Below are 18,643 nucleotides of genomic sequence, written 5' to 3' on the forward strand. Positions count from 1 at the left end.
TCCGACGCCGTGAACCGCTCTTCCGCCCCCGCCGATGCCCCGCTGCTGGTCGTGCTTGGCAGCCTCAACATGGACGTGGTGGTGCGCGTGCCGCAAGCGCCCGCCGCCGGCGAGACGCTGCATGGCCGCTCCATCGACCACCTGCCCGGCGGCAAGGGCGGCAACCAGGCCGTGGGCTGCGCCCGCCAAGGCGGCGCGGTGCGCATGCTGGGCTGCGTAGGCGCCGATGCGCACGGCACGGCCCTGCGCGATGCGCTGGCCCGTGACGGCATCGACACCCGCGGCGTGCGCGTCGAGGCGGCCACGCCCACGGGCGTCGCGCTGGTGATGGTGGAGGACAGCGGCCAGAACCGCATCGTCGTGATCCCCGGCGCCAACGCCGCGGTGCAGGTGGACCCGGCCGCGCTGCGCACGCAGCTCGCTGGCGCGGCCTTCCTGATCCTGCAGTTCGAAACGCCGCTGGACCAGGTCGGCCTGGCGATGGAGGTCGCGGCGCAGGCCGGCTGCAGGGTGCTGCTGAATCCCTCGCCGATGCAGGCGCTGCCCGAATCCTTCTGGCCGCGCATCGACACGCTGGTGGTCAACGAGCTGGAAGCGCAGATGCTCTCGGGCCTGCCGGTGACGGGCTTCGCCGAGGCGGCCGTGGCCGCACGCGCCCTGCTCTCCCGCGGCCCGGTGCGCGTCGTGGTCACGCTGGGCAGCGAAGGCGCGGTGGCCGCCGATGCCGACGGCTGCCGCCATCACCCCGCCCTGCGCGTGAAGGCGGTGGACACCACCGCCGCCGGCGACACCTTCCTGGGCGCCCTGGCCGTGTCGCTGGCGCGCGGCGAGACCTTCGACGCTGCCGTGCAGCTGGGCATCCGCGCCGCAGCCCTGTGCATCGGCCGGCCCGGCGCCCAGCCCTCCATTCCTTCGCGCGACGAGGTGCTCGCCAGCCCCGTTCCGCCCGCACCGGTCGCCCTGCCATGAAACGCACCCACCTTCTTCACGCCGAACTCTCCCAGGTCATCGCCGCCATGGGCCATGGCGACATGCTGGTCATCGGCGATGCCGGCCTGCCCATTCCCGACGGGCCGCGCCGCATTGATCTGGCGGTGGCGCGCGGCGTGCCCCGGCTGGATGATGTGCTGGCCGCCGTGTTGAGCGAACTGACGGTGGAAAGCGCCGTCGTCGCCTGCGAGGCCCTGCCGGCGGACCAGGACCGGCCGGCCTGGTACCCCACCGCGCTGCCGATGGCCCCGCTGGCCGTCTCGCACGAGGAATTCAAGCAGCGCAGCGCCAAGGCCCGCGCCATCGTGCGCACGGGCGAGTGCACGCCTTACGCCAACATCCTCTTGATTGCGGGCGTCAGCTTCGAGATCTGAGGCCGCGCCGATCAACGGGACCCCGCGTCAGTCGAAGCGCAGGTCCGCACCCACCGGCTGGCCCACCTTGAGCAGGTGGTCGATGCCCTGGCGCACGATGAGGTTCATGCCGAAGGTGGTGGCACCTTCCATGCGCGGATCGGCGCGGTAGCTGCGCAGCGTCTCGCCCACCACGGGTTGCGTCTGAGCCGTGGCCGGATCGATGTCGGGAATGCTGCAGCGCACGCAGGGCTTGACGGGCTGCAACTGCACCTCGCCCTGCTCGGTGGGGATGTGCAGCATCGCCACACGGTCCTCGTCGTGCGCTTCCATGCGGTCCAGCACGAGGTTGGGGCGCAAGCGGATCGCGTCGATGCTCGGACCGCCATTAGCTGCGAGCCGCTCGTTGAACTCATCCACCGCCGCCTGGCTGACCACCAGCAGCGCATAGCCGTCGGAGAACTGCGTCTGCGCCTCCACGCCACCCGTCCACTTGGGGCTGGAGAGGCGCTTGTGCTCCGGATCGAAGCGCACCATGCGCAGCCGCTGCGGCCGGTCGGGTTCGGAGAGGAAGTCGCTGAACCACTGGGCCGCCACGTCGCCCATGTCGTAGGCCGCCACCTCGTCCTTCCAGATGGTGGCGCGGACCGGTTCCTCCACGCGGTCGTAGGCGATGTGCAGCGCCAGCATGCCGGGGGCGCGCAGGATCATCTCGTAGTGCTTCATCTGCGGCCGGATCAGCGCCATGCGCGGCAGCTCGCGCTGGCTGACGAAGCGGCCGGCCTCGTCCACCAGCATCCAGGCGCGGTCGAATTCCAGGCCGGTCTCGGTGAGCAGGGCCTCCTGCACCTCGACCCCGGCGCAGGACTTGACGGGGTAGACGATCAGCCGCGCGATGCGGGCCTGGAGGTCGAAGCGCGAGAGGTCGGGAGTGGCGGCAGCGGTCACGGCGATGAGGGGCGGCAAGCCCTGGACGGTCAGAGAGAGGAAGCGGCGGCAGGTGGCGACATGCCGCGCGCTTCACGAGCACAAAGCGGGCCGCCCGCGGCGGCGGGCCGCATTGTCGAGCCATCGCCGGGGCGCAGGGGCGCTCCCTACAATGTTTCGATGGCTCTTCCCCCCGAGGTTTGCATTCGCGGCGCCGGCATCGTCGGCCGCACGCTGGCGTTGCTGCTGGCCCGAGAACGGGTCCGCGTGGCCCTGGTGGCCGAAGCCCCTTCCACCCCCTCCCCTGACCGCCCGGACGTGCGCGCCTATGCGCTCAACGCGGCCTCGCGCAGCCTGCTCGAATCGCTGCGGGCATGGCCCGACGCGGCGCAGGCCACGCCGGTGCGCGAGATGCAGGTCTTCGGCGACGAGGACGGCCGGGTGCGCTTCGAAGCCGCCGAGCAGAAGGTCGACGCCCTGGCCTGGATCGTCGACGTGCCCGCACTGGAAGAGCAGTTGGCGGCCGCCGTCCGCTTCTCGCCCCAGGTCGAGGTCGTGACTACCCCGGTCAAGGCCGCGCTCACCGTGGTGTGCGAGGGCAAGGCCAGCCTCACACGCGAGACGCTCGGCGTGCAGTACGCGGTAACCCGCTATCCGCAGATCGCCATCGCCGCGCGGCTGGAGGCCGAACGCCCGCATGGCGGCGCGGCGCGCCAGTGGTTCAGTGCCCAGGGCGACGTGCTGGCCCTGCTGCCCATGGGCGGTGCCGAAGGCCGGCAACTGGCCCTGGTATGGTCCGTGGGCCAGTTGCGCGCGCCCGAACTGCTGGCGCTGGAGGCCGACGCCTTCTGCGCCCGCCTGCGCGAAGCCAGCCACGAGGCGCTGGGCGGCTTCACGCTGTCCAGCGAGCGGGCTGCCTGGCCGCTGCAGCGCGCCACGGCCGACCGCTGGGCCGGGCGCTTTGCGGAAGGTGGTGCCTGGGTGCTGGCCGGCGACGCGGCGCACACCGTGCATCCGCTGGCCGGCCAGGGGCTCAACCTGGGCCTGGCCGATGCCGCCGAACTGGCCCGCGTGATCCGCGAACGCGACTACTGGCGCAGCGTGGGCGACGCCCGCCTGCTTCGCCGCTACGAGCGCGCCCGCCGTGCCGACGTGCTGGCCATGGGCCTGGCCACGGACGGCCTGCAGCAGCTCTTTGCACCGGGCGTCGAGCCGCTCGCACGGCTGCGCAACTGGGGCATGCTCGGCTTTGACCGCAGCCACTTGCTCAAGAGCTGGGTGGCCCGCCGCGCGATGGGCCTGGCCTCTGGTATTTCTTCTCCCTCTCCCTCTGGGAGAGGGTTGGGGTGAGGGCCTTGGGCCCCCCCATCGTTCCTGCCCTGATCCAGGCGCAGGCCCCTCACCCAACCTCTCCCCAGGGGGGAGAGGAGCAACACCCCGCACCATGAAGTACATCCTCCCCCTCCTCCTGGCCGCCACGCTGGCCACCGCCCATGCCGGCGAAGCCGAGATCCGCAAGAACCTCGGCGGCAGCTTTCCGCAGCTCGCGCAGATCGACGAGGTGCGCAAGGCCGCCATGCCCGGCCTGTGGGAAGTGCGCCAGGGCTTCGACCTGTACTACACCGACGAGCAGGGCAACTTCCTGATCCAGGGTCACCTGATCGACGTGAAGAACCGCCGCAACCTCACCGAGGAGCGCGTGGACAAGCTCACCGCCGTCGACTTCGACAAGCTGCCGGTGCAGGACGCCATCAAGATCGTGCGCGGCAACGGCAAGCGCAAGCTGGCCATCTTCGAAGATCCGAACTGCGGCTACTGCAAGCAGTTCGAGCGCGAGCTGCGCAAGGTGGACAACGTGACGATCCACCTCTTCCTGTACCCGGTGCTGGGTCCGGACTCGGCCGTGAAGTCGCGTGACATCTGGTGCTCCAAGGACAAGGCCAAGGTCTGGAGCGACTGGATGATGGACGGCGTGAGGCCCGCCACCGGCGAATGCGACACGCAGGCGCTCAAGCGCAACGTCGAGTTCGGCCGCAAGTACAACATCACGGGCACGCCCACCCTGCTGTTCGCCAACGGCACGCGCACCCCCGGCGCCGTGCCGGCCGCGCAGGTGGAGCAGCAACTCTCGGCCACGAGCAACTGATGGCCGGCGCCCCGGCCGGCCTGCGCTACCGCATCGCGGTGGCGGACCTGAACGCCCACCTGTACGAGGTCACCCTCACCATCGACGAGCCCGCGGCGGACCAGCAGGTCTCGCTGCCGGTGTGGATCCCCGGCAGCTACCTGGTGCGCGAATTCGCACGCAACCTGCAGGGCGCGCCCAAGGCCACGCAAGGCCGGCGCGCCGTGGCCGTCACGCAGTTGGACAAGGCCAGTTGGCGCGTCGCCGCCAGGGCCGGACAGCCGCTCACCCTGCGCTACCAGGTCTGCGCCTTCGACAACTCGGTGCGCACCGCCTGGCTGGACCGGACCCGCGGCTTCTTCAACGGCACCAGCCTGTGCCTGCGCGTGGACGGCCAGGACGGATCGCCCTGCCAGATCGAGATCGTGCCGCCCGCCCTGCCCGAGGGCGAGGCGCCCTGGCAACTGGCCACCGCGCTGCGCCCGCTCAAGACCGACCGCCGCGGCTTCGGCATCTACCAGGCCGCCAACTACGACGAGGTGGCCGACAGCCCGGTCGAGATGGGCGCCTTCTGGAGCGCCGAGTTCGACGTGCTGGGCGTGCCGCACCGCTTCGTGGTGGCCGGCGCCCCGCCCTCGTTCGACGGTGACAAACTCATCGCCGACACGCGCGCCATCTGCGAGACGCAGATGCGCTTCTGGCATGCGGATGACGCCGGTCTTCCTCCTCTCCACCCTGGGGAGAGGCCGGATGAGGGGCCAGCAGCCTCCGCCAAGGCGAAGCGCCCCGCCAAGGCCCGCGCTGCCACCCAGCACCCCGCCCCCCACGACCGCTACGTCTTCATGCTCAACGCCACCGACGACGGCTACGGCGGCCTGGAGCACCGGCACAGCACCGCGCTGATCTGCACCCGCCGCGACCTGCCGCGCCGCGGCGCCACCAAGCAGCCCGAGGGCTACACCACCCTGCTGGGCCTGATCAGCCACGAGTACTTCCACACCTGGAACGTCAAGCGCCTGCGGCCGGCGGAGTTCGCCCGCTACGACTACACACGCGAGAACTACACCCGGCTGCTGTGGTTCTTCGAAGGCTTCACCAGCTACTACGACGACCTGCTGCTGCGCCGCGCCGGCCGCATCGACGACGCCACCTACCTCAAGCTGTTGAACAAGACCCTCAACCAGGTGCAGCAGACACCGGGGGCCGCCGTGCAGTCGGTGGCCGAGGCCAGCTTCGACGCCTGGATCCGCTACTACCGCCCCGACGAGCAGACACCCAACACCACGGTGAGCTACTACACCAAGGGCGCGCTGGTGGCGCTGTGCCTGGACCTGACGCTGCGGCGCGAGGGCCAGGGCTCGCTGGATGCGGTGATGCGCGAGCTGTGGCGCGCGAGCGAAGGCGGCCCCATCGACGAGGCCGCGATTGCCGCGACGCTGGCCCATGTCGGCGGCCGGGCCTACACGAACGAGCTGTCGCGGTGGGCGAATGGCACGGCTGAACTGCCGCTGCGCGACCTGCTGCCGGCGCACGGCGTGGCCATCCACGACGACCCGGCGCAGCTGGCGCAGGCCCTGGGGCTGCGGGTCGACGAGAGCGGCGGCACCGTCAAGGTCAAGATGGTGCTGCGCGGCGGCGCGGCCGAGAAGGCCGGCTTCGCCGCCGGCGACGAATGGCTGGCCGTCGAGACCGCCACCCACGGCGCCAAGGCCGCGGAAGGCTGGCGCATCGGCAAGCTCGACGACATCCCGCTGTACCTCGGCGCCGCCAGGAAATGCGTGGCCCTGGTGGCCCGCGACCGCCGACTGTTGCGCCTGCCGCTGGCCTGGCCGTCGGGCGACGCGCGCACCTGGCGCCTGGCCGGCAGCGACGCCGAGCTGCTCAAGCGCTGGCTTCAGGGCTGAGCGGCGGCCGGTCGCCTGACGGCATCGACGTCTCCGGGCGGACAGCCGCCCACCACGTCGGCCGGGTGGCCGTCGGTATAGTGCGCGAGGGCCTCGCCGGCCCGCCCTGTCCGTTCATTCCAGGAGACCCCCGTGAGCTACGAGAACATCGAAGTGCGCGTCGAAGCCGGCAAGGTCGGCATCGTCACGCTCAACCGCCCCAAGGCCCTCAATGCGCTCAACGATGCGCTCATGGACGAGCTGGGCGCCGCGCTCAAGGCCTTCGATGCCGACGAGGCCATCGGCTGCATGATCATCACCGGCAGCGAGCGCGCCTTCGCGGCGGGCGCCGACATCGCGCTGATGGCCAAGTACACCTTCGTCGACACCTACAAGGGCGACTACATCACCCGCAACTGGGAGTCGGTGCGCTCCATCCGCAAGCCGGTGATCGCCGCCGTCAGCGGCTTCGCCCTGGGCGGCGGCTGCGAACTGGCCATGATGTGCGACTTCATCATCGCCGCCGACAACGCCCGGTTCGGCCAGCCCGAGATCAAGCTGGGCGTGATTCCCGGTGCCGGCGGCACCCAGCGCCTGCCCCGCGCCGTCGGCAAGGCCAAGGCCATGGACATGGCCCTGACCGGCCGCATGATGGACGCCGCTGAGGCCGAGCGCGCGGGCCTGGTCAGCCGCGTGGTGCCCTACGACAAGCTGATGGACGAGGCCCTGGGCGCCGCATTGACCATCGCCGACTTCTCGCAGATCGCCGTGATGGCCGCCAAGGAATCGGTGAACCGCGCCTTCGAAGGTTCGCTGTCGGACGGCGTGATGTTCGAGCGCCGCCTGTTCCACGCCCTCTTCGCCACGGCCGACCAGAAGGAAGGCATGGATGCCTTCCTGAACAAGCGCAAGGCCGAGTTCAAGAACCAGTGACGGCAAAGGGGCTTGCGCCTGCCGATTTTTGCCCCCTATAATCGTGGGCTTCGGCGCTTTAGCTCAGTCGGTTAGAGCGATGGAATCATAATCCACAGGTCCGCGGTTCGAGTCCGTGAAGCGCCACCAAAACCTCAAAAGGGACCCCGTGCAAACGGGGTCCCTTTTTCTTTTGCGCGAGGCAGGGTGCGATATCCTGACTGCGACCTGAACCACTCTCGGCAACTGCAGGCGCTGCAGGCCGGCCTCCCTCGCGGGGATTGGCCTGCCACCCTGCCCCCGTCGCCGCCTGCCATGCGCCTCATGATCGTGGAAGACGACACCCTGCTGGGCGACGCCCTCGCCCAGGGCTTGCGCCAGCGCGGCCATGCGGTGGACTGGTTCCGCGACGGGACGCAGGCAGATGCCGCCCTGGCCGGCGCCCCCTTCGACGCCGTGGTGCTCGATCTGGGGCTGCCGGGCGGCGATGGCATGAGCTGGCTGCGGCGCTGGCGGCAGGCCGGCCGCGTGCTGCCGATCCTGGCGCTGACGGCGCGCGACGGCGTCGAGCAGCGCATCGACGGCCTGGACGCCGGCGCCGACGACTACCTGATCAAGCCCATCACCATCGACGAACTGGCCGCGCGCCTGCGCGCCCTGGTGCGGCGCACCGCCGGCCATGCGCAGGCGGTGTGGCAGCACGGCCAGCTCAGCTATGACCCGGCCAGCAAACTCGTGCACTGGCGCGGCGCGCGTGTGGAGCTCACCGGCCGCGAGCTGGCACTGCTGGAGATCTTCCTGAGCCAGCCGCAGCGCGTGCTGTCCAAGTCCACGCTGCTCGAAAAGCTCTACGACTGGAGCGGGGGCGAGCCGGAGGGCAATTCGCTCGAAGTCCATATCCACCACCTCCGCCGCAAGATCGACCCGGCCATCGTGCGCACGGTGCGCGGCGTGGGTTACGCACTGGGCACGGGCGAGGCATCTTCCTGAGCCCATGCAGCACGGAAGTCCCGCATGAGCCTGCAGCGCCGCCTGCTGCTGTACCTGCTGATCTGCGCGCCGCTGGTGTGGGGCCTGGCGCTGTACTTCTCGACCCAGCGGGCCCGCCACGAGGTCAACGAGATGTTCGACACCGAACTCGTGCGCCTGGCGCGGCAGGTGCAGGCCACCCTGGGCCACGGCTATCCGGGTTCGTCAGCCACGCTGCCGCCCGCACCCAGGGAGGGTGCACCCGACGCGGGCGACTCCGATGTGCGCGACCTGGCGATTGCCGTCTGGTCGGCCGACGGCAAGCTGGCACTGTCCGACCGCGAGGGCGTGGATTTGAACTTCCGCGCCGACGCCCAGGGCTTCATCGATGACGAGGTGGACGGCCGGCCCTGGCGCGTCTACTACATGCGCTCGGTCGACGGCCAGTGGCTGGTCGCGGCCGGCCAGGGCGCCTACGAACGCGACGAACTGGTCTATGGCCTGACGGTCACGCAGGTCGTGCCCTGGCTGCTGGTGCTGCCGGTGCTGCTGGCCGTGATGGCCTGGGCGGTGCGCGCCGCCCTGACGCCGATGCGCCGGCTGACCAGCGAACTCGCGCACCGCGATGCGCAGGACCTGCGTCCCGTGCCGAGCGCCCGCGCGCCGGCCGAGCTCAAGCCCCTGCTGGTGGCGATGAACGGCCTGTTCCAGCGCATCGAGCAGTTGCTGGTGCGCGAACGCCGCTTCACCGCCGACGCCGCGCACGAACTGCGAACCCCACTGGCCGTGCTGGCCGCTCAGTGGGACGTGGTGCGCCACGCCGGCACCCCGGCCGAGCGCCGGCAGGCGGAGGAAAAACTCAGCGCCGGCCTGCGCCGCATGGAGCGGCTGGTGACGCAGATGCTGTCGCTGTCGCGCGTGGAATCGGGCGTGCTGCCTTCGCTGGATGCCGAGATCGACTGGCCGCCCATCGTCGAGCAGGCCATGAGCGACTGCCTGCCACTGGCCGAGCGCCGCCGCATCGACCTGGGCTGCGAATGGCCACCCGCCGGCACGCACCCGATGCCGCTGCTGGGCGATGGCCACCTGATGACGGTGCTGGTGCGCAACCTGCTGGACAACGCCGTGCGCTATGCGCCCGAGGGCAGCAGCGTGGTGCTGCGCATCGGCCGCGAACAGCTGGAGGTGGAGAACGACGGGCCGCCGCTGTCCGCCGGTCAGCTCGCGCGCATGGGCGAGCGCTTCTACCGGCCCGAAGGCCACCACGAGGTGGGCAGCGGCCTGGGCGTGTCGATCGTGCGGCGCATCGCCCAGCTGCACGGGCTGGAACTGCAGTTGGGCCCGCGCGCCGATGGCCACGGGGTGCGCGCCGTGCTGCAGTTCGACGCGGCGCATCGCTGAGCGGCGCCGCGCGGCCGAAGACGCCGCTCAGCGCGCCTTGATCTTGTCCATCAGCGCCTTGACCTCCTCGCGGCGGCCGGTGTCGGCGATCTGCCGGCCGGGCCGTGCGGGCGCCTGCAGGGCGCGCTCCAGGTAGGTCATCGCCTGGTCGGGCTGCTTGGTCTCGACCAGGTATTCGCCGTAGAAGAAGTTGGGGTCGATGCCCTTGGGGTTGAGCGCCAGCGCCTTCTGCAGCAGCTCCTTGGCCTTGGCCTTGTCGCCGAAGCCCACGGGCCAGCCGGGCACCTTGTAATAGAGCACGCCCAGGCTGTTGTAGGCCGAGCCTTCGAGCACGTCGCCGTTGATGGCGATGGCCGACTCGTACAGCGCCTTGGCCTGCTTGACCAGACCCAGCGCGCCCAGGCCGCCCTTCTCGCCGGCCACGGAACTCACGATGATGCCCTCCCACACCAGGGGCTCGGCCCGACCGGGATTGGCTTCGCTCAGCTTGCGCGCCTTGGCGGCCAGCGCCTCGAAGCGCTTCTCGCGCTCGGCCGGCGGCGCCTGGTAGCGGATCACTTCCCAATCGTGCTGCAGTTCGGCGACGCCGTCGTCGACCGGCGCGGCGCGGCTGATCAGCGGCGTGACTGCCGCCAGCACGCCGGCACCGGCCAGCAGGGCCATCGACAGCCAGACGCGGCGGCGCAGCCCTGCATCGGCGGGCCTGGCGGCAGCGATGGCACGGGAGGAGAAGGTGGCGGGGGTGGTCTTCATGGGATTCGCAAGGAAGGTGGAGGGGGTCGAAGGCGGGCCGGGGTCCGGGGCTCAGCGCTGCAGGGCCTGCAGCCTCAGAGCTGCGGCGCCTGCAGCGAATGCGCGTCGGCGGACTCTGGCCGCTGCGACTCGAAATGCTCGAGCGTGAGCGGCGCGGGCGGCTGCACCGGCGGCAGGCTGTTGCGGTGGGCGGCGAAGGCGCCGTCCAGCAAGGCGGGCGCCATGCCGTTCAGGCGGACCGCCAGCTTTTCGGGAAAGCCCAGGAAGCGCTCGGCCGCGCCGCGCTCCAGCAGTTGCACCAGGGCCTGGGCGACCGTGTCGGCATCGTCCATGGCGGTCTTGGTGGCCTGGTTGTAGCGCTCGACGGCTTCGCTGTTGAACTCGGTCTTCGTGCTGCGCGGTCCGAGGTACTGCACCTTGACCGACGTGTCGGCCAGTTCCCGGCGCAGCGATTCGGCAAAGCCGCGCAGGCCGAACTTGCCGGCGCTGTAGACGCTGAAGCCCGGCAGCCCCAGCCGGCCCAGCACCGAGCCCACGAAGAGCACGCTGGCCTGCTTCTGCTGGCGCAGATGCGGCAGCAGCGCCTGCGTGAGCAGCATGGGCGTGAACAGGTTCAGTTGCAGCACCTGGGCGACGGCGCCGGCATCGAAGGATTCCAGCCGGCCGAACGCGGGCGTGCCAGCGCCATGGACCACGGCATTGCACTGCCACTGCGCCGCCACCTGCACCAGCGGATCGAGGCTGTCCACCCGGGTCAGGTCGGAGGCATACCACTCGACGCGATGGCGCTCCACGCCCAGCTCACGCACCAGGGCACGGGCCTGGGCCGCCAGCCGCGCGGGCGAGCGGCCAGCGAGCATCACGCTGGCGCCCGCCTGGATCAGCCGACGCGCGGCGGCGGAACCGATGCCGCCGCTGGCGCCGGTGAGCAATACCCGGCTGTCGGCCGCCTTCATGCCGCCACTCCCGCGGCAGACGTCGCCGCTGTCTGGCCCTGCGGCAGCGGCAGGCTGCGGAAGACGTCGCCATAGAGCCGGTAGAAGGCCTTGGCCGCGTGGACGATGGCGTCCTGGTCGGCCGGGTCCTCGATCTGCTCCATCAGCAGCGCGAAATGGGCGGTGTGCTCCTGGTCCAGCGTGCCGTGCGAGCGCAGGTAACTGAAGGCCGAATCGGGCAGGCCCAGTGGCTTCTGGATCTGGTCGGCGGCCATCAGCGCGATCGACACGCTGGTGCCTTCCAGCACATGCACCATGCCGAAGAAGCCCAGCGGATTGCGGCGGGCGATGGTGTCGTAGGCATAGGCCACCATGACCTCCGTCGCATGGCCCGGCGGGCCGCGGCGCACGGCCTCGGCATCGCCGCCACAGGCGCGGATGTCGTCGAGGATCCACTCGTCGTGGCCCTGCTCTTCCTCGATGTATTCGTCGAGCGCACCTTCGAGCCAGGCATGGCCGGCATCCAGCCTCGCCTTGAAGGCCCGCATCAGCGGCACGGTGTGGCTGACGTGGTGGTACGCCTCGCGCAGGAAGGCCAGGTAGCTGGGCAGGGACACGTCGCCGCGCAGGCAGCCCTGGATGATGGGGGTGCCGAGCAGGCCGACGCGCTCGGTGGCGGTCTCGGCGACAAGGCGGGCATGGAAACTCATCGGAAGCTCCGTGAAGGGATGAGAAAGAAGAAGGTGGGGCTCAGGCAAGGGCAGGCGCGGGCAGTTCCAGCGCCTGCGCATGGCGGGCCAGCACGGCCGCGCGCTGCGGCCGGCCGTTGGCAGTGGCCATGCCGGACTCGGCCGTGAATGGGGCGACGGCGCGGGCCCAGCGCTGGACGCGCGCGTAATCGGGCAGGTGCGCATTGGCGGCATCGACGGCCGCCTGCAGCCAGGCATCGTCGGCATCGGCCGCCAGCGGCCAGAGCACCGCCGACAGCGCCGGCTGTCCATCGCCGAAGACCACCGCCTGGCCGATGGCGGGATGGCCGCGCAAGGCGGTCTCCACCCACTCGGGCGAGACGTTGCGGCCGAAGGCGGTGATCAGCAGGTTCTTCTTGCGGCCATCCACGTGCAGGAAGCCGTCGGCATCCAGATGCCCCAGATCGCCCGTCGGCCACCATTCGCCGGGCGCGCGCGCATCGCCCAGGTAGCCGGCGAACAGGCTGCCGGCCACCTCGATCTCGCCATCGGCCGCGATGCGCAGGCGGGCATGGGGCAGCGCAGCGCCGGCGCTGCCCGGCCGGTCGCAGCCGGGCAGGTTGAGTGTCTGCACCGAGGCACCTTCGGACAGGCCATACCCCTCGTAGGCCGGGATGCCCAGCGAACGCGCAGCCTGCACCAGGCCCACGCCGACCGCGGCGCCGCCCACGGCCACCAGCTTGAGCGACTCGGGTGCGCGCTGCCGCGTCTGCGCCAGATAGCCCGCCCAGGCCCGCAGCATCTGCGGCAGCAGGATCAGGCTGTTCGGCTGGTGCCGGACCACGGCGGCGTGGAAGGCGGCGACATCGAAGCTGGACGAACCCGTGAGTCCCACATCCTGCAGGGGCAACACGATGCAGCTGGCACCGGCCGTCAGGGGCGCCATCAGTCCGGCGATGTTCTCCAGCAGCACGGCGAAGGGCAGCGCGCACAGGTGGCGTTGCACCTGCAGCGGCGCCATGGCCACCACCAGGCCATCGGCCACGCGCTGCATGGACGCGGCCGTCAGGCACACGCCCTTGGGTGCGCCCGTGGTGCCCGAGGTGAAGGTGATCTTGGCCGTGCCCGGCGGCATGGGCACCTTGCGCGCGGGCAGGCGCAGCATCGTGAAGGGCTGGCCGGCGATCTCGCACGGCACGGCCGGCGCCTGCGGCCAGCGGGCGGCCACGGGCGGAAGGGTGAGCACGGTGTCCACGCCCGACGCGCCGATGGCATGAGCGATCTGCTCCGGCGTGAAGAAGGCGGGCAGCGGCACATGCACGATGCCGGCCCGCAGCGCGGCCCGGTCGGCGATCACCCAGGCGGGCGAGTTGTCCATGAGCGTGGCCAGCACGCGGGTGCCCTGCGCGGCCAGTCGCTGCGCGAGCGAGGCGGCCTGGGCATCGACGTCGGCCGCGCGCCAGGTGCGGATGCCGTCGTCGAGGGCGATGGCCTGCGGGTCATGCGAAGTGGCGGTCATGCGCGGCCTCCGGCGGCAAGGCGGGCGCGGCGCGTCATGAAGTGCCGCAGGGCGCGCCGCAGGTGGATGGCCATCACCACCGGCTCGTGGTCGTAGTAGCTGCCCCAGCAGCGGGCCTGGTCGCCCAGCGCATCGGGCACGGCGCGGCCCAGCGTGAGCGGGGCCACGCCCAGGCGTACGAGCATCGCGCGCAGTTCCTGCGTGACGGTGCCCACGACCCAGTCGAAGCCCTCGCCGATCAGGTAGGGCCCGAGCAGCTGCACCAGGCGGCGGCCTTCGCCACCACGCGGGGCGGCGAGGTTGCCGACCTCCACGATGCCCGCACGGTCCACGGGGCGGCCGGCATGCGCGGCAATGAGCGACTCGACGGGCGCGTCAAGGTACTGCTCCAGGAAGAGCGGACCTTCATCCGCCCGACGGTAGCCCACCGCGGCAAGCACATGGCTGCCCTCGCGCAGAGCCAGCAGCATGGGCGCGAAGGCCGGCACCAGGGCGCCATAGCGCTGGGCATACATCTCGCGGATGCTCTGCTCCACCGCGGCACGTTGCGGGTCGGCCTCCGGATGCCGCGTGAGATGGCCCGCCACGGGAAAGGCGGAGGGGATCGGCGATGTCGGCATGGCATCGCCCAGAGGAGAGAACAGGCGCATGGGTGGTCCGTGTCGCGGCGGCAGAAAAGCCACTGCGCAGGTTGACGAATGGCCGTGATGGTCTGCGGACGCGCTTAACGCCAAATTAAGTGCGGGGCGGCGTTCCGCGCCCTTTGCTGACCGGCAGATGACTCAGAAATGGCCCGTGAGGCCCAGCGTGCCGGTGATGGTGCGGACCGCCGGCTGCTGGTCGTCCCGCGCGCGGACCACCCCGGCCGCCAGGTCCCAGCGCGGGCCCAGGCTGTAGACCACACCGAGCTCGGCATAGCGCGTGCGCTGGCGCGTCGCGTCGACGCCCTGGCGCTGCTGCAGGCCCACATCGGCGGCCAGCTTCCAGTCGTCGGCGATGTTCCAGACCAGCGCCATGGACAGGCGCCGGTTGATGGCGCCGGCCGTCGGATCGATGTCGCGCTGGCGGCCCCACGCATAGTTGACGTGCAGGGCGCCGAAGGGCAGCTGCTGGCTCAGCAGCAGCGTCACTTGGCCCGAGCTGCGGCCGTCGCCCAGGCCTCGCGCCTCGCGGCGGCTGCTCACGGGCGCGACGAACTCGGGCTTGAGGCCGAGGCTGGTGCCGGTGGCCTCGTTCTCGTAGAAGCGCCACTTGAGGCCCAGGGCCGTGTTGCCCCAGCCGCTGGTGCGGCTGCCGTCGGCCTGCATGCGCAGGAAGGTGGGCGCGGCATAGAGGTCGACGGTGTCGGTGACGCCATAGGTGTAGGTGGCCGAGAGGCTGTCGCCGGCCTGGCGCGCCGGGCCGGTCGACCGACGGGCGCGTGCAGCGGCCATTTCGATCTGCTGCACGCCGGCGCCCTGGGTGCCGGTGTCGTCGGTGATCAGCGGCTGCATGGCCTGCGCGGCCAAGCCGGGCAGCAGCAATGTCAGCGCCACAAGGCTTGTGCGCCGCCCTGGCGTCGATCGCAGCGGCGAGGCCGCCGGCAGGTTCTGGGTGTTCTTCATCGTGGTCGGGACAAGCGCTGCGCATTGGACGCAGGAGGAGTGAACTCTTCATGAATCCGGCTTCTGCGACATGGCCGCGCCTGCCCAGGAGGGCGCGTCACCTTGGCTACAGCAAAGCCCCTTCGACGGGGCCTCCACCGATTGCCGCGCGGCCCCGCGTCCCGCCTAATGGCCGGCCTTACGAAGCAAGACCCGGAGACCTCTTCCATGCACCGTCGCCCCCTCCTCGGCGCGCTCATGCTCGCCGCCCTCGGCACTGCCGCCCTGAGCGCGCAGGCCCAGCAGGCCACACGCGCCTTCCCCGAGAAACCCATCCGCCTCGTCATCGCCTTCCCGGCCGGCGGTCCGACCGACATCACCATGCGCCAGCTGGCCGAGAACGCCAGCAAGGTGCTGGGCCAGCCGGTCATCATCGACAACAAGCCCGGTGCCGGCGGCACGCTGCCCGCGCAGCAGCTGCAGACCGTGCAGCCCGACGGCTACACGCTGGCGCAGATTCCGCTGGGCGTATTCCGCCTGGGCTACACCACCAAGATCAACTGGGACCCGATCAAGGACATCAGCTACGTGCTGAACGTCACCGGCTACGCCTTCGGCATCGTGGTGCCCGCCGACAGCCCGTTCAAGAACTGGGCCGACTTCGTGGCCTATGCCAAGGCCAATCCGGGCAAGCTCACCTACGGCTCCACCGGCACGCTCACCAGCCCGCACCTGACCACCGAGCTGGTGGCGCAGCGCGCCGGCATCCAGCTGCAGCACGTGCCCTACAAGGGCAGCGCCGACCTCACGCTGGCGCTGATGAGCGGCCAGCTGATGGCCGGCGCCGACAGCACCGGCTGGGCGCCCTATGTGGAGTCCGGCAAGATGCGCGTGCTCAACACCTGGGGCGACAAGCGCCTCGCGCGCTTCCCGGATGCGCCCACGCTCAAGGAGCTGGGCTACGACATCGTGCAGAACTCGCCCTTCGGCATCGGCGCCCCGCGCGGCACGCCACCCGAGGTGGTCAGGAAGCTGCACGACGCCTTCAAGCAGGCGATGGAAGAACCCAGCTACCTGGCCTCGCTCGCCAAGTACGACATGGTGCCGATCTACATGGGCAGCGCCGACTACACCCGCTTCGCCCGCGAGACGGTGGAGCGCGAGAAGGCCGTGATCGACAAGCTGGGGCTGGGCAAGCCGCAGTGAGCGTGACGCCATAAACAGAAAGGGCCGCGATGCGGCCCTTTCTGTTGCTGAGCGATGGGGTCGCTCAGGCTGCCATGATGGTCACGGACTTGGTGTTGAGGTAAGCCTCCACGGCCTCCGGGCCGCCCTCGGAGCCGTAGCCGGAATCCTTGACGCCACCGAAGGGCATCTCGGGCGTGGGCGTGGCGGGCTGGTTGATCCAGACCATGCCGGCCTCGATGCGCTGCGACAGCAGGTGCGCGTTCTTGATCGAGCGCGTGTACGCATACGAGGACAGGCCGAAGGGCAGGCGGTTGGCTTCGGCGATGGCGTCCTCGAGCGCGTCGAAGCCGCGGATGGCCGCCACGGGGCCGAAGGGCTCGTCGTTGAACACCGAGGCGTCCAGCGGCACGTCGTCCAGCACGGTGGGCGCGAAGAAGTTGCCTTCGCTGCCGATGCGCTCGCCGCCGGCCACCACCTTGGCGCCCTTGGCGCGTGCGTCCTGCACCACGTTGGCCATGGCCGTCAGGCGGCGCGAATTGGCCAGCGGGCCCATCGACGTGCCTTCGGCGAGGCCGTCGCCGACCTTCAGGCCCTGCGCATGCTTGACCAGCGCGGCGGTGAACTCGGCCTTGATGCTGTTGTGCACCAGGAAGCGCGTGGGCGAGATGCAGACCTGGCCGGCATTGCGGAACTTGGCGGCACCGGCGGCCTTGACGGCCAGGGCGATGTCGGCGTCGTCGGCCACGATCACCGGCGCATGGCCGCCCAGTTCCATGGTGGCGCGCTTCATGTGCTGGCCGGCCATCGCGGCCAGTTGCTTGCCCACCGGGGTGGAGCCGGTGAAGGTGATCTTGCGGATCACCGGATGCGGGATCAGGTAGCTGGAGATCTCGGCCGGATCACCGAACACCAGGCCGACCACGCCGGCCGGCACGCCGGCGTCGACGAAGGCCTTGATCAGGGCGGCGGGCGAGGCGGGCGTCTCTTCGGGCGCCTTCACCAGGAAGGAGCAGCCGGCGGCCAGCGCGGCGCCCAGCTTGCGCACCACCTGGTTGATGGGGAAGTTCCAGGGCGTGAAGGCCGCGACGGGGCCGACCGGCTCCTTGATGACCAGCGACTGCGCGGCCAGGTTGCGCGAGGGCACGATGCGGCCGTACACGCGGCGGCCTTCGTCGGCGAACCATTCGATGATGTCGGCGGCGGCCACGACTTCGATGCGGGCCTCGGCCAGGGGCTTGCCCTGTTCCTGCGTCAGCAGCGGCGCGATCTCGTTGGCGCGCTCGCGCACCAGGCCCGCGGCCTTGCGCATGAGGGCGGCGCGCTCGTGCGCCGGCATGAAGCGCCAGGCCTCGAAGCCCTTCTGCGCCGCGGCCAGGGCGCGGTCCAGGTCCTCCTTGCCCGCATGGGCCACCTTGCCGATGGGCTGGCCGGTGGCCGGGTTGATCACGTCCAGCGTCTTGCCGCTGGCGGCATCGACCCATTCGTTGGCGATCAGGAGCTGGGTGTTGGGATAGGAAGCGGTCATGCGCGTCGTCGTCCTTGGTGGTCGGTCGGGAGGAGCGGCAGGGGCCAGGGCCGAGAGGCTCGGCGAAGTGCCGCAAGGCGGGAGAGAACGAACAATGCTACCCGCTCGCCACGCCGGTCGCAGGGCCGCGCGCGCAAGTCCGGGCGGCACGAGGCCCCGCGGATAATCGCCTCCCCCTTCTTCCCGCCCCCTTCGCCATGACCGCACGCCGCGCCGCAGCCCCCGTCGCCGACGACAGCTCGCACAACGCGGCCCGGCAGGCCATCCTGGAGGCAGCCCGCGCCGAGTTCGCGGCCAAGGGCCTGGCCGGTGCCCGCGTCAACGAGATCGCGGCACGGGCGGGCGTGAACAAGCAGCTGCTGTACTACTACTTCGGCAACAAGGAAGACCTCTACCGCACCGCCCTGGAAGCGGTCTACGCCGAGATCCGTTCGCTGGAGCGGGACCTGCACCTCGGCGACATGGAACCCACCGCCGCCATGGCGGCGCTCATCGGCTTCTCCTTCGACTACCTGGCCCGCCACCCCGACTTCATCGGGCTGCTCAACCACGAGAACGCGCACGGCGCCGCCCATGTGCGCGACTCGGCGGCGATCCGCGACACCAACTCCCCGCTGATCGAGCTCATCGCCCAGACGCTCGCGCGCGGCATGGCGGCGGGCGTCTTCCGCGCCGGTATCGATGCGGTGGAGCTGTACGTGTCGGTTGCCGGCATGTCGTACTTCTTCTTCTCGAACCGGTTGACCCTGTCCTCCATCTTCGGCCGCGACCTGTGCGAGGGCGGCGCCGTCGAGTCCTACCGCGCCCATGTGGTGAGCTTTGCCATGGCCGGGCTGCGCCCCTGAAGGTGCCCCCTGCTGGCGGGGCCCCGCGGGCCTGCAGCCGGCCCCA

Annotated in this window: 18 protein-coding genes and 1 tRNA gene; 11 read left to right on the top strand and 8 right to left on the bottom strand. The window is 70.8% G+C overall.

The genetic code is table 11. The features are described 5' to 3' along the window. Window positions 1-9 precede the first annotated feature (9 nt). Both rbsK and rbsD read left to right on the top strand, forming a co-directional pair. Window positions 10-969: a ribokinase gene (gene rbsK, locus ABIC63_RS12965; RefSeq protein ID WP_294372850.1), complete on the top strand. Its 960-nt coding sequence runs from the start codon at window positions 10-12 to the stop codon at window positions 967-969. Beyond that, a complete protein-coding gene (gene rbsD, locus ABIC63_RS12970; RefSeq protein ID WP_354320047.1) occupies window positions 966-1,364 on the top strand; it encodes a D-ribose pyranase in 399 nt (132 codons plus the stop codon). The genes rbsK and rbsD overlap by 4 nt, the downstream gene beginning before the upstream one ends. A 27-nt stretch (window positions 1,365-1,391) precedes the next feature. On the opposite strand, the gene ABIC63_RS12975 is transcribed toward rbsD, so the two are convergent. Beyond that, window positions 1,392-2,291 carry an MOSC domain-containing protein gene (locus ABIC63_RS12975; RefSeq protein WP_294372853.1) on the bottom strand — a complete coding sequence of 300 codons (900 nt, stop codon included), beginning with the start codon at window positions 2,289-2,291 and terminating at the stop codon, window positions 1,392-1,394. 159 nt (window positions 2,292-2,450) lie between these two features. On the opposite strand from ABIC63_RS12975, the gene ABIC63_RS12980 reads away from it, so the two are divergent. The 7 genes from ABIC63_RS12980 to ABIC63_RS13010 all read left to right on the top strand — a co-directional run bounded on the left by ABIC63_RS12980 (window position 2,451) and on the right by ABIC63_RS13010 (window position 9,560). Continuing rightward, window positions 2,451-3,620 carry an FAD-dependent monooxygenase gene (locus ABIC63_RS12980; RefSeq protein WP_354320048.1) on the top strand — a complete coding sequence of 390 codons (1,170 nt, stop codon included), beginning with the start codon at window positions 2,451-2,453 and terminating at the stop codon, window positions 3,618-3,620. A gap of 94 nt (window positions 3,621-3,714) precedes the next feature. Continuing rightward, complete coding sequence (locus ABIC63_RS12985) at window positions 3,715-4,416, top strand: DsbC family protein (protein ID WP_294372858.1); 702 nt, start codon at window positions 3,715-3,717, stop codon at window positions 4,414-4,416. Then, window positions 4,416-6,299 carry a M61 family metallopeptidase gene (locus ABIC63_RS12990; protein ID WP_354320049.1) on the top strand — a complete coding sequence of 628 codons (1,884 nt, stop codon included), beginning with the start codon at window positions 4,416-4,418 and terminating at the stop codon, window positions 6,297-6,299. Before ABIC63_RS12985 ends, ABIC63_RS12990 begins: the two co-directional genes overlap by 1 nt. Window positions 6,300-6,431: 132 nt before the next feature. Next, the gene (locus ABIC63_RS12995; RefSeq protein WP_017761397.1) at window positions 6,432-7,211 is read left to right on the top strand and encodes an enoyl-CoA hydratase; all 780 of its coding nucleotides are present in this window, start codon (window positions 6,432-6,434) and stop codon (window positions 7,209-7,211) included. 52 nt (window positions 7,212-7,263) lie between these two features. After that, window positions 7,264-7,340, top strand: a tRNA-Met gene (locus ABIC63_RS13000). Window positions 7,341-7,505: 165 nt separating this feature from the next. Next, window positions 7,506-8,180, top strand: coding sequence for a response regulator (locus ABIC63_RS13005; protein ID WP_354320050.1), 675 nt, complete (start codon window positions 7,506-7,508; stop codon window positions 8,178-8,180). A gap of 24 nt (window positions 8,181-8,204) precedes the next feature. Then, window positions 8,205-9,560 (top strand): ATP-binding protein, encoded by a 1,356-nt coding sequence (locus ABIC63_RS13010; RefSeq protein WP_354320051.1) that lies wholly within the window; start codon window positions 8,205-8,207, stop codon window positions 9,558-9,560. Window positions 9,561-9,587: 27 nt separating this feature from the next. Here the strand turns inward: ABIC63_RS13010 and ABIC63_RS13015 are convergent, their stop codons facing one another. The 6 genes from ABIC63_RS13015 to ABIC63_RS13040 all read right to left on the bottom strand — a co-directional run bounded on the left by ABIC63_RS13015 (window position 9,588) and on the right by ABIC63_RS13040 (window position 15,060). Then, complete coding sequence (locus ABIC63_RS13015; RefSeq protein ID WP_354320115.1) at window positions 9,588-10,223, bottom strand: tetratricopeptide repeat protein; 636 nt, start codon at window positions 10,221-10,223, stop codon at window positions 9,588-9,590. Window positions 10,224-10,387: 164 nt separating this feature from the next. Next, window positions 10,388-11,269 carry an SDR family oxidoreductase gene (locus ABIC63_RS13020; protein ID WP_294372867.1) on the bottom strand — a complete coding sequence of 294 codons (882 nt, stop codon included), beginning with the start codon at window positions 11,267-11,269 and terminating at the stop codon, window positions 10,388-10,390. Beyond that, entirely contained in the window at window positions 11,266-11,958 is a 693-nt protein-coding gene (locus ABIC63_RS13025; RefSeq protein WP_017761392.1) for an iron-containing redox enzyme family protein, read from the bottom strand. Before ABIC63_RS13025 ends, ABIC63_RS13020 begins: the two co-directional genes overlap by 4 nt. Window positions 11,959-11,998: 40 nt before the next feature. Next, a complete protein-coding gene (locus tag ABIC63_RS13030; protein ID WP_354320052.1) occupies window positions 11,999-13,456 on the bottom strand; it encodes an AMP-binding protein in 1,458 nt (485 codons plus the stop codon). Continuing rightward, window positions 13,453-14,106, bottom strand: coding sequence for a thermostable hemolysin (locus ABIC63_RS13035; RefSeq protein ID WP_294372874.1), 654 nt, complete (start codon window positions 14,104-14,106; stop codon window positions 13,453-13,455). Before ABIC63_RS13035 ends, ABIC63_RS13030 begins: the two co-directional genes overlap by 4 nt. Before the next feature lie 132 nt (window positions 14,107-14,238). Continuing rightward, on the bottom strand, window positions 14,239-15,060 hold the full coding sequence (locus tag ABIC63_RS13040; protein ID WP_354320053.1) for a transporter: 822 nt from the start codon (window positions 15,058-15,060) through the stop codon (window positions 14,239-14,241). 207 nt (window positions 15,061-15,267) lie between these two features. Here ABIC63_RS13040 and ABIC63_RS13045 point away from each other — a divergent pair, with 207 nt between their 5' ends. After that, window positions 15,268-16,245 (top strand): tripartite tricarboxylate transporter substrate binding protein, encoded by a 978-nt coding sequence (locus ABIC63_RS13045; RefSeq protein WP_354320054.1) that lies wholly within the window; start codon window positions 15,268-15,270, stop codon window positions 16,243-16,245. Between the two features lie 64 nt (window positions 16,246-16,309). Here the strand turns inward: ABIC63_RS13045 and ABIC63_RS13050 are convergent, their stop codons facing one another. After that, window positions 16,310-17,752 (bottom strand): NAD-dependent succinate-semialdehyde dehydrogenase, encoded by a 1,443-nt coding sequence (locus ABIC63_RS13050; RefSeq protein WP_354320055.1) that lies wholly within the window; start codon window positions 17,750-17,752, stop codon window positions 16,310-16,312. Between the two features lie 197 nt (window positions 17,753-17,949). On the opposite strand from ABIC63_RS13050, the gene ABIC63_RS13055 reads away from it, so the two are divergent. Further along, complete coding sequence (locus ABIC63_RS13055) at window positions 17,950-18,597, top strand: TetR/AcrR family transcriptional regulator (protein ID WP_017761386.1); 648 nt, start codon at window positions 17,950-17,952, stop codon at window positions 18,595-18,597. The last annotated feature ends 46 nt before the right edge of the window (window positions 18,598-18,643 follow it).

The organism is Pseudacidovorax sp. 1753 (genome assembly GCF_040544975.1).
In the GTDB taxonomy this organism is placed as follows: domain Bacteria; phylum Pseudomonadota; class Gammaproteobacteria; order Burkholderiales; family Burkholderiaceae_C; genus Xenophilus.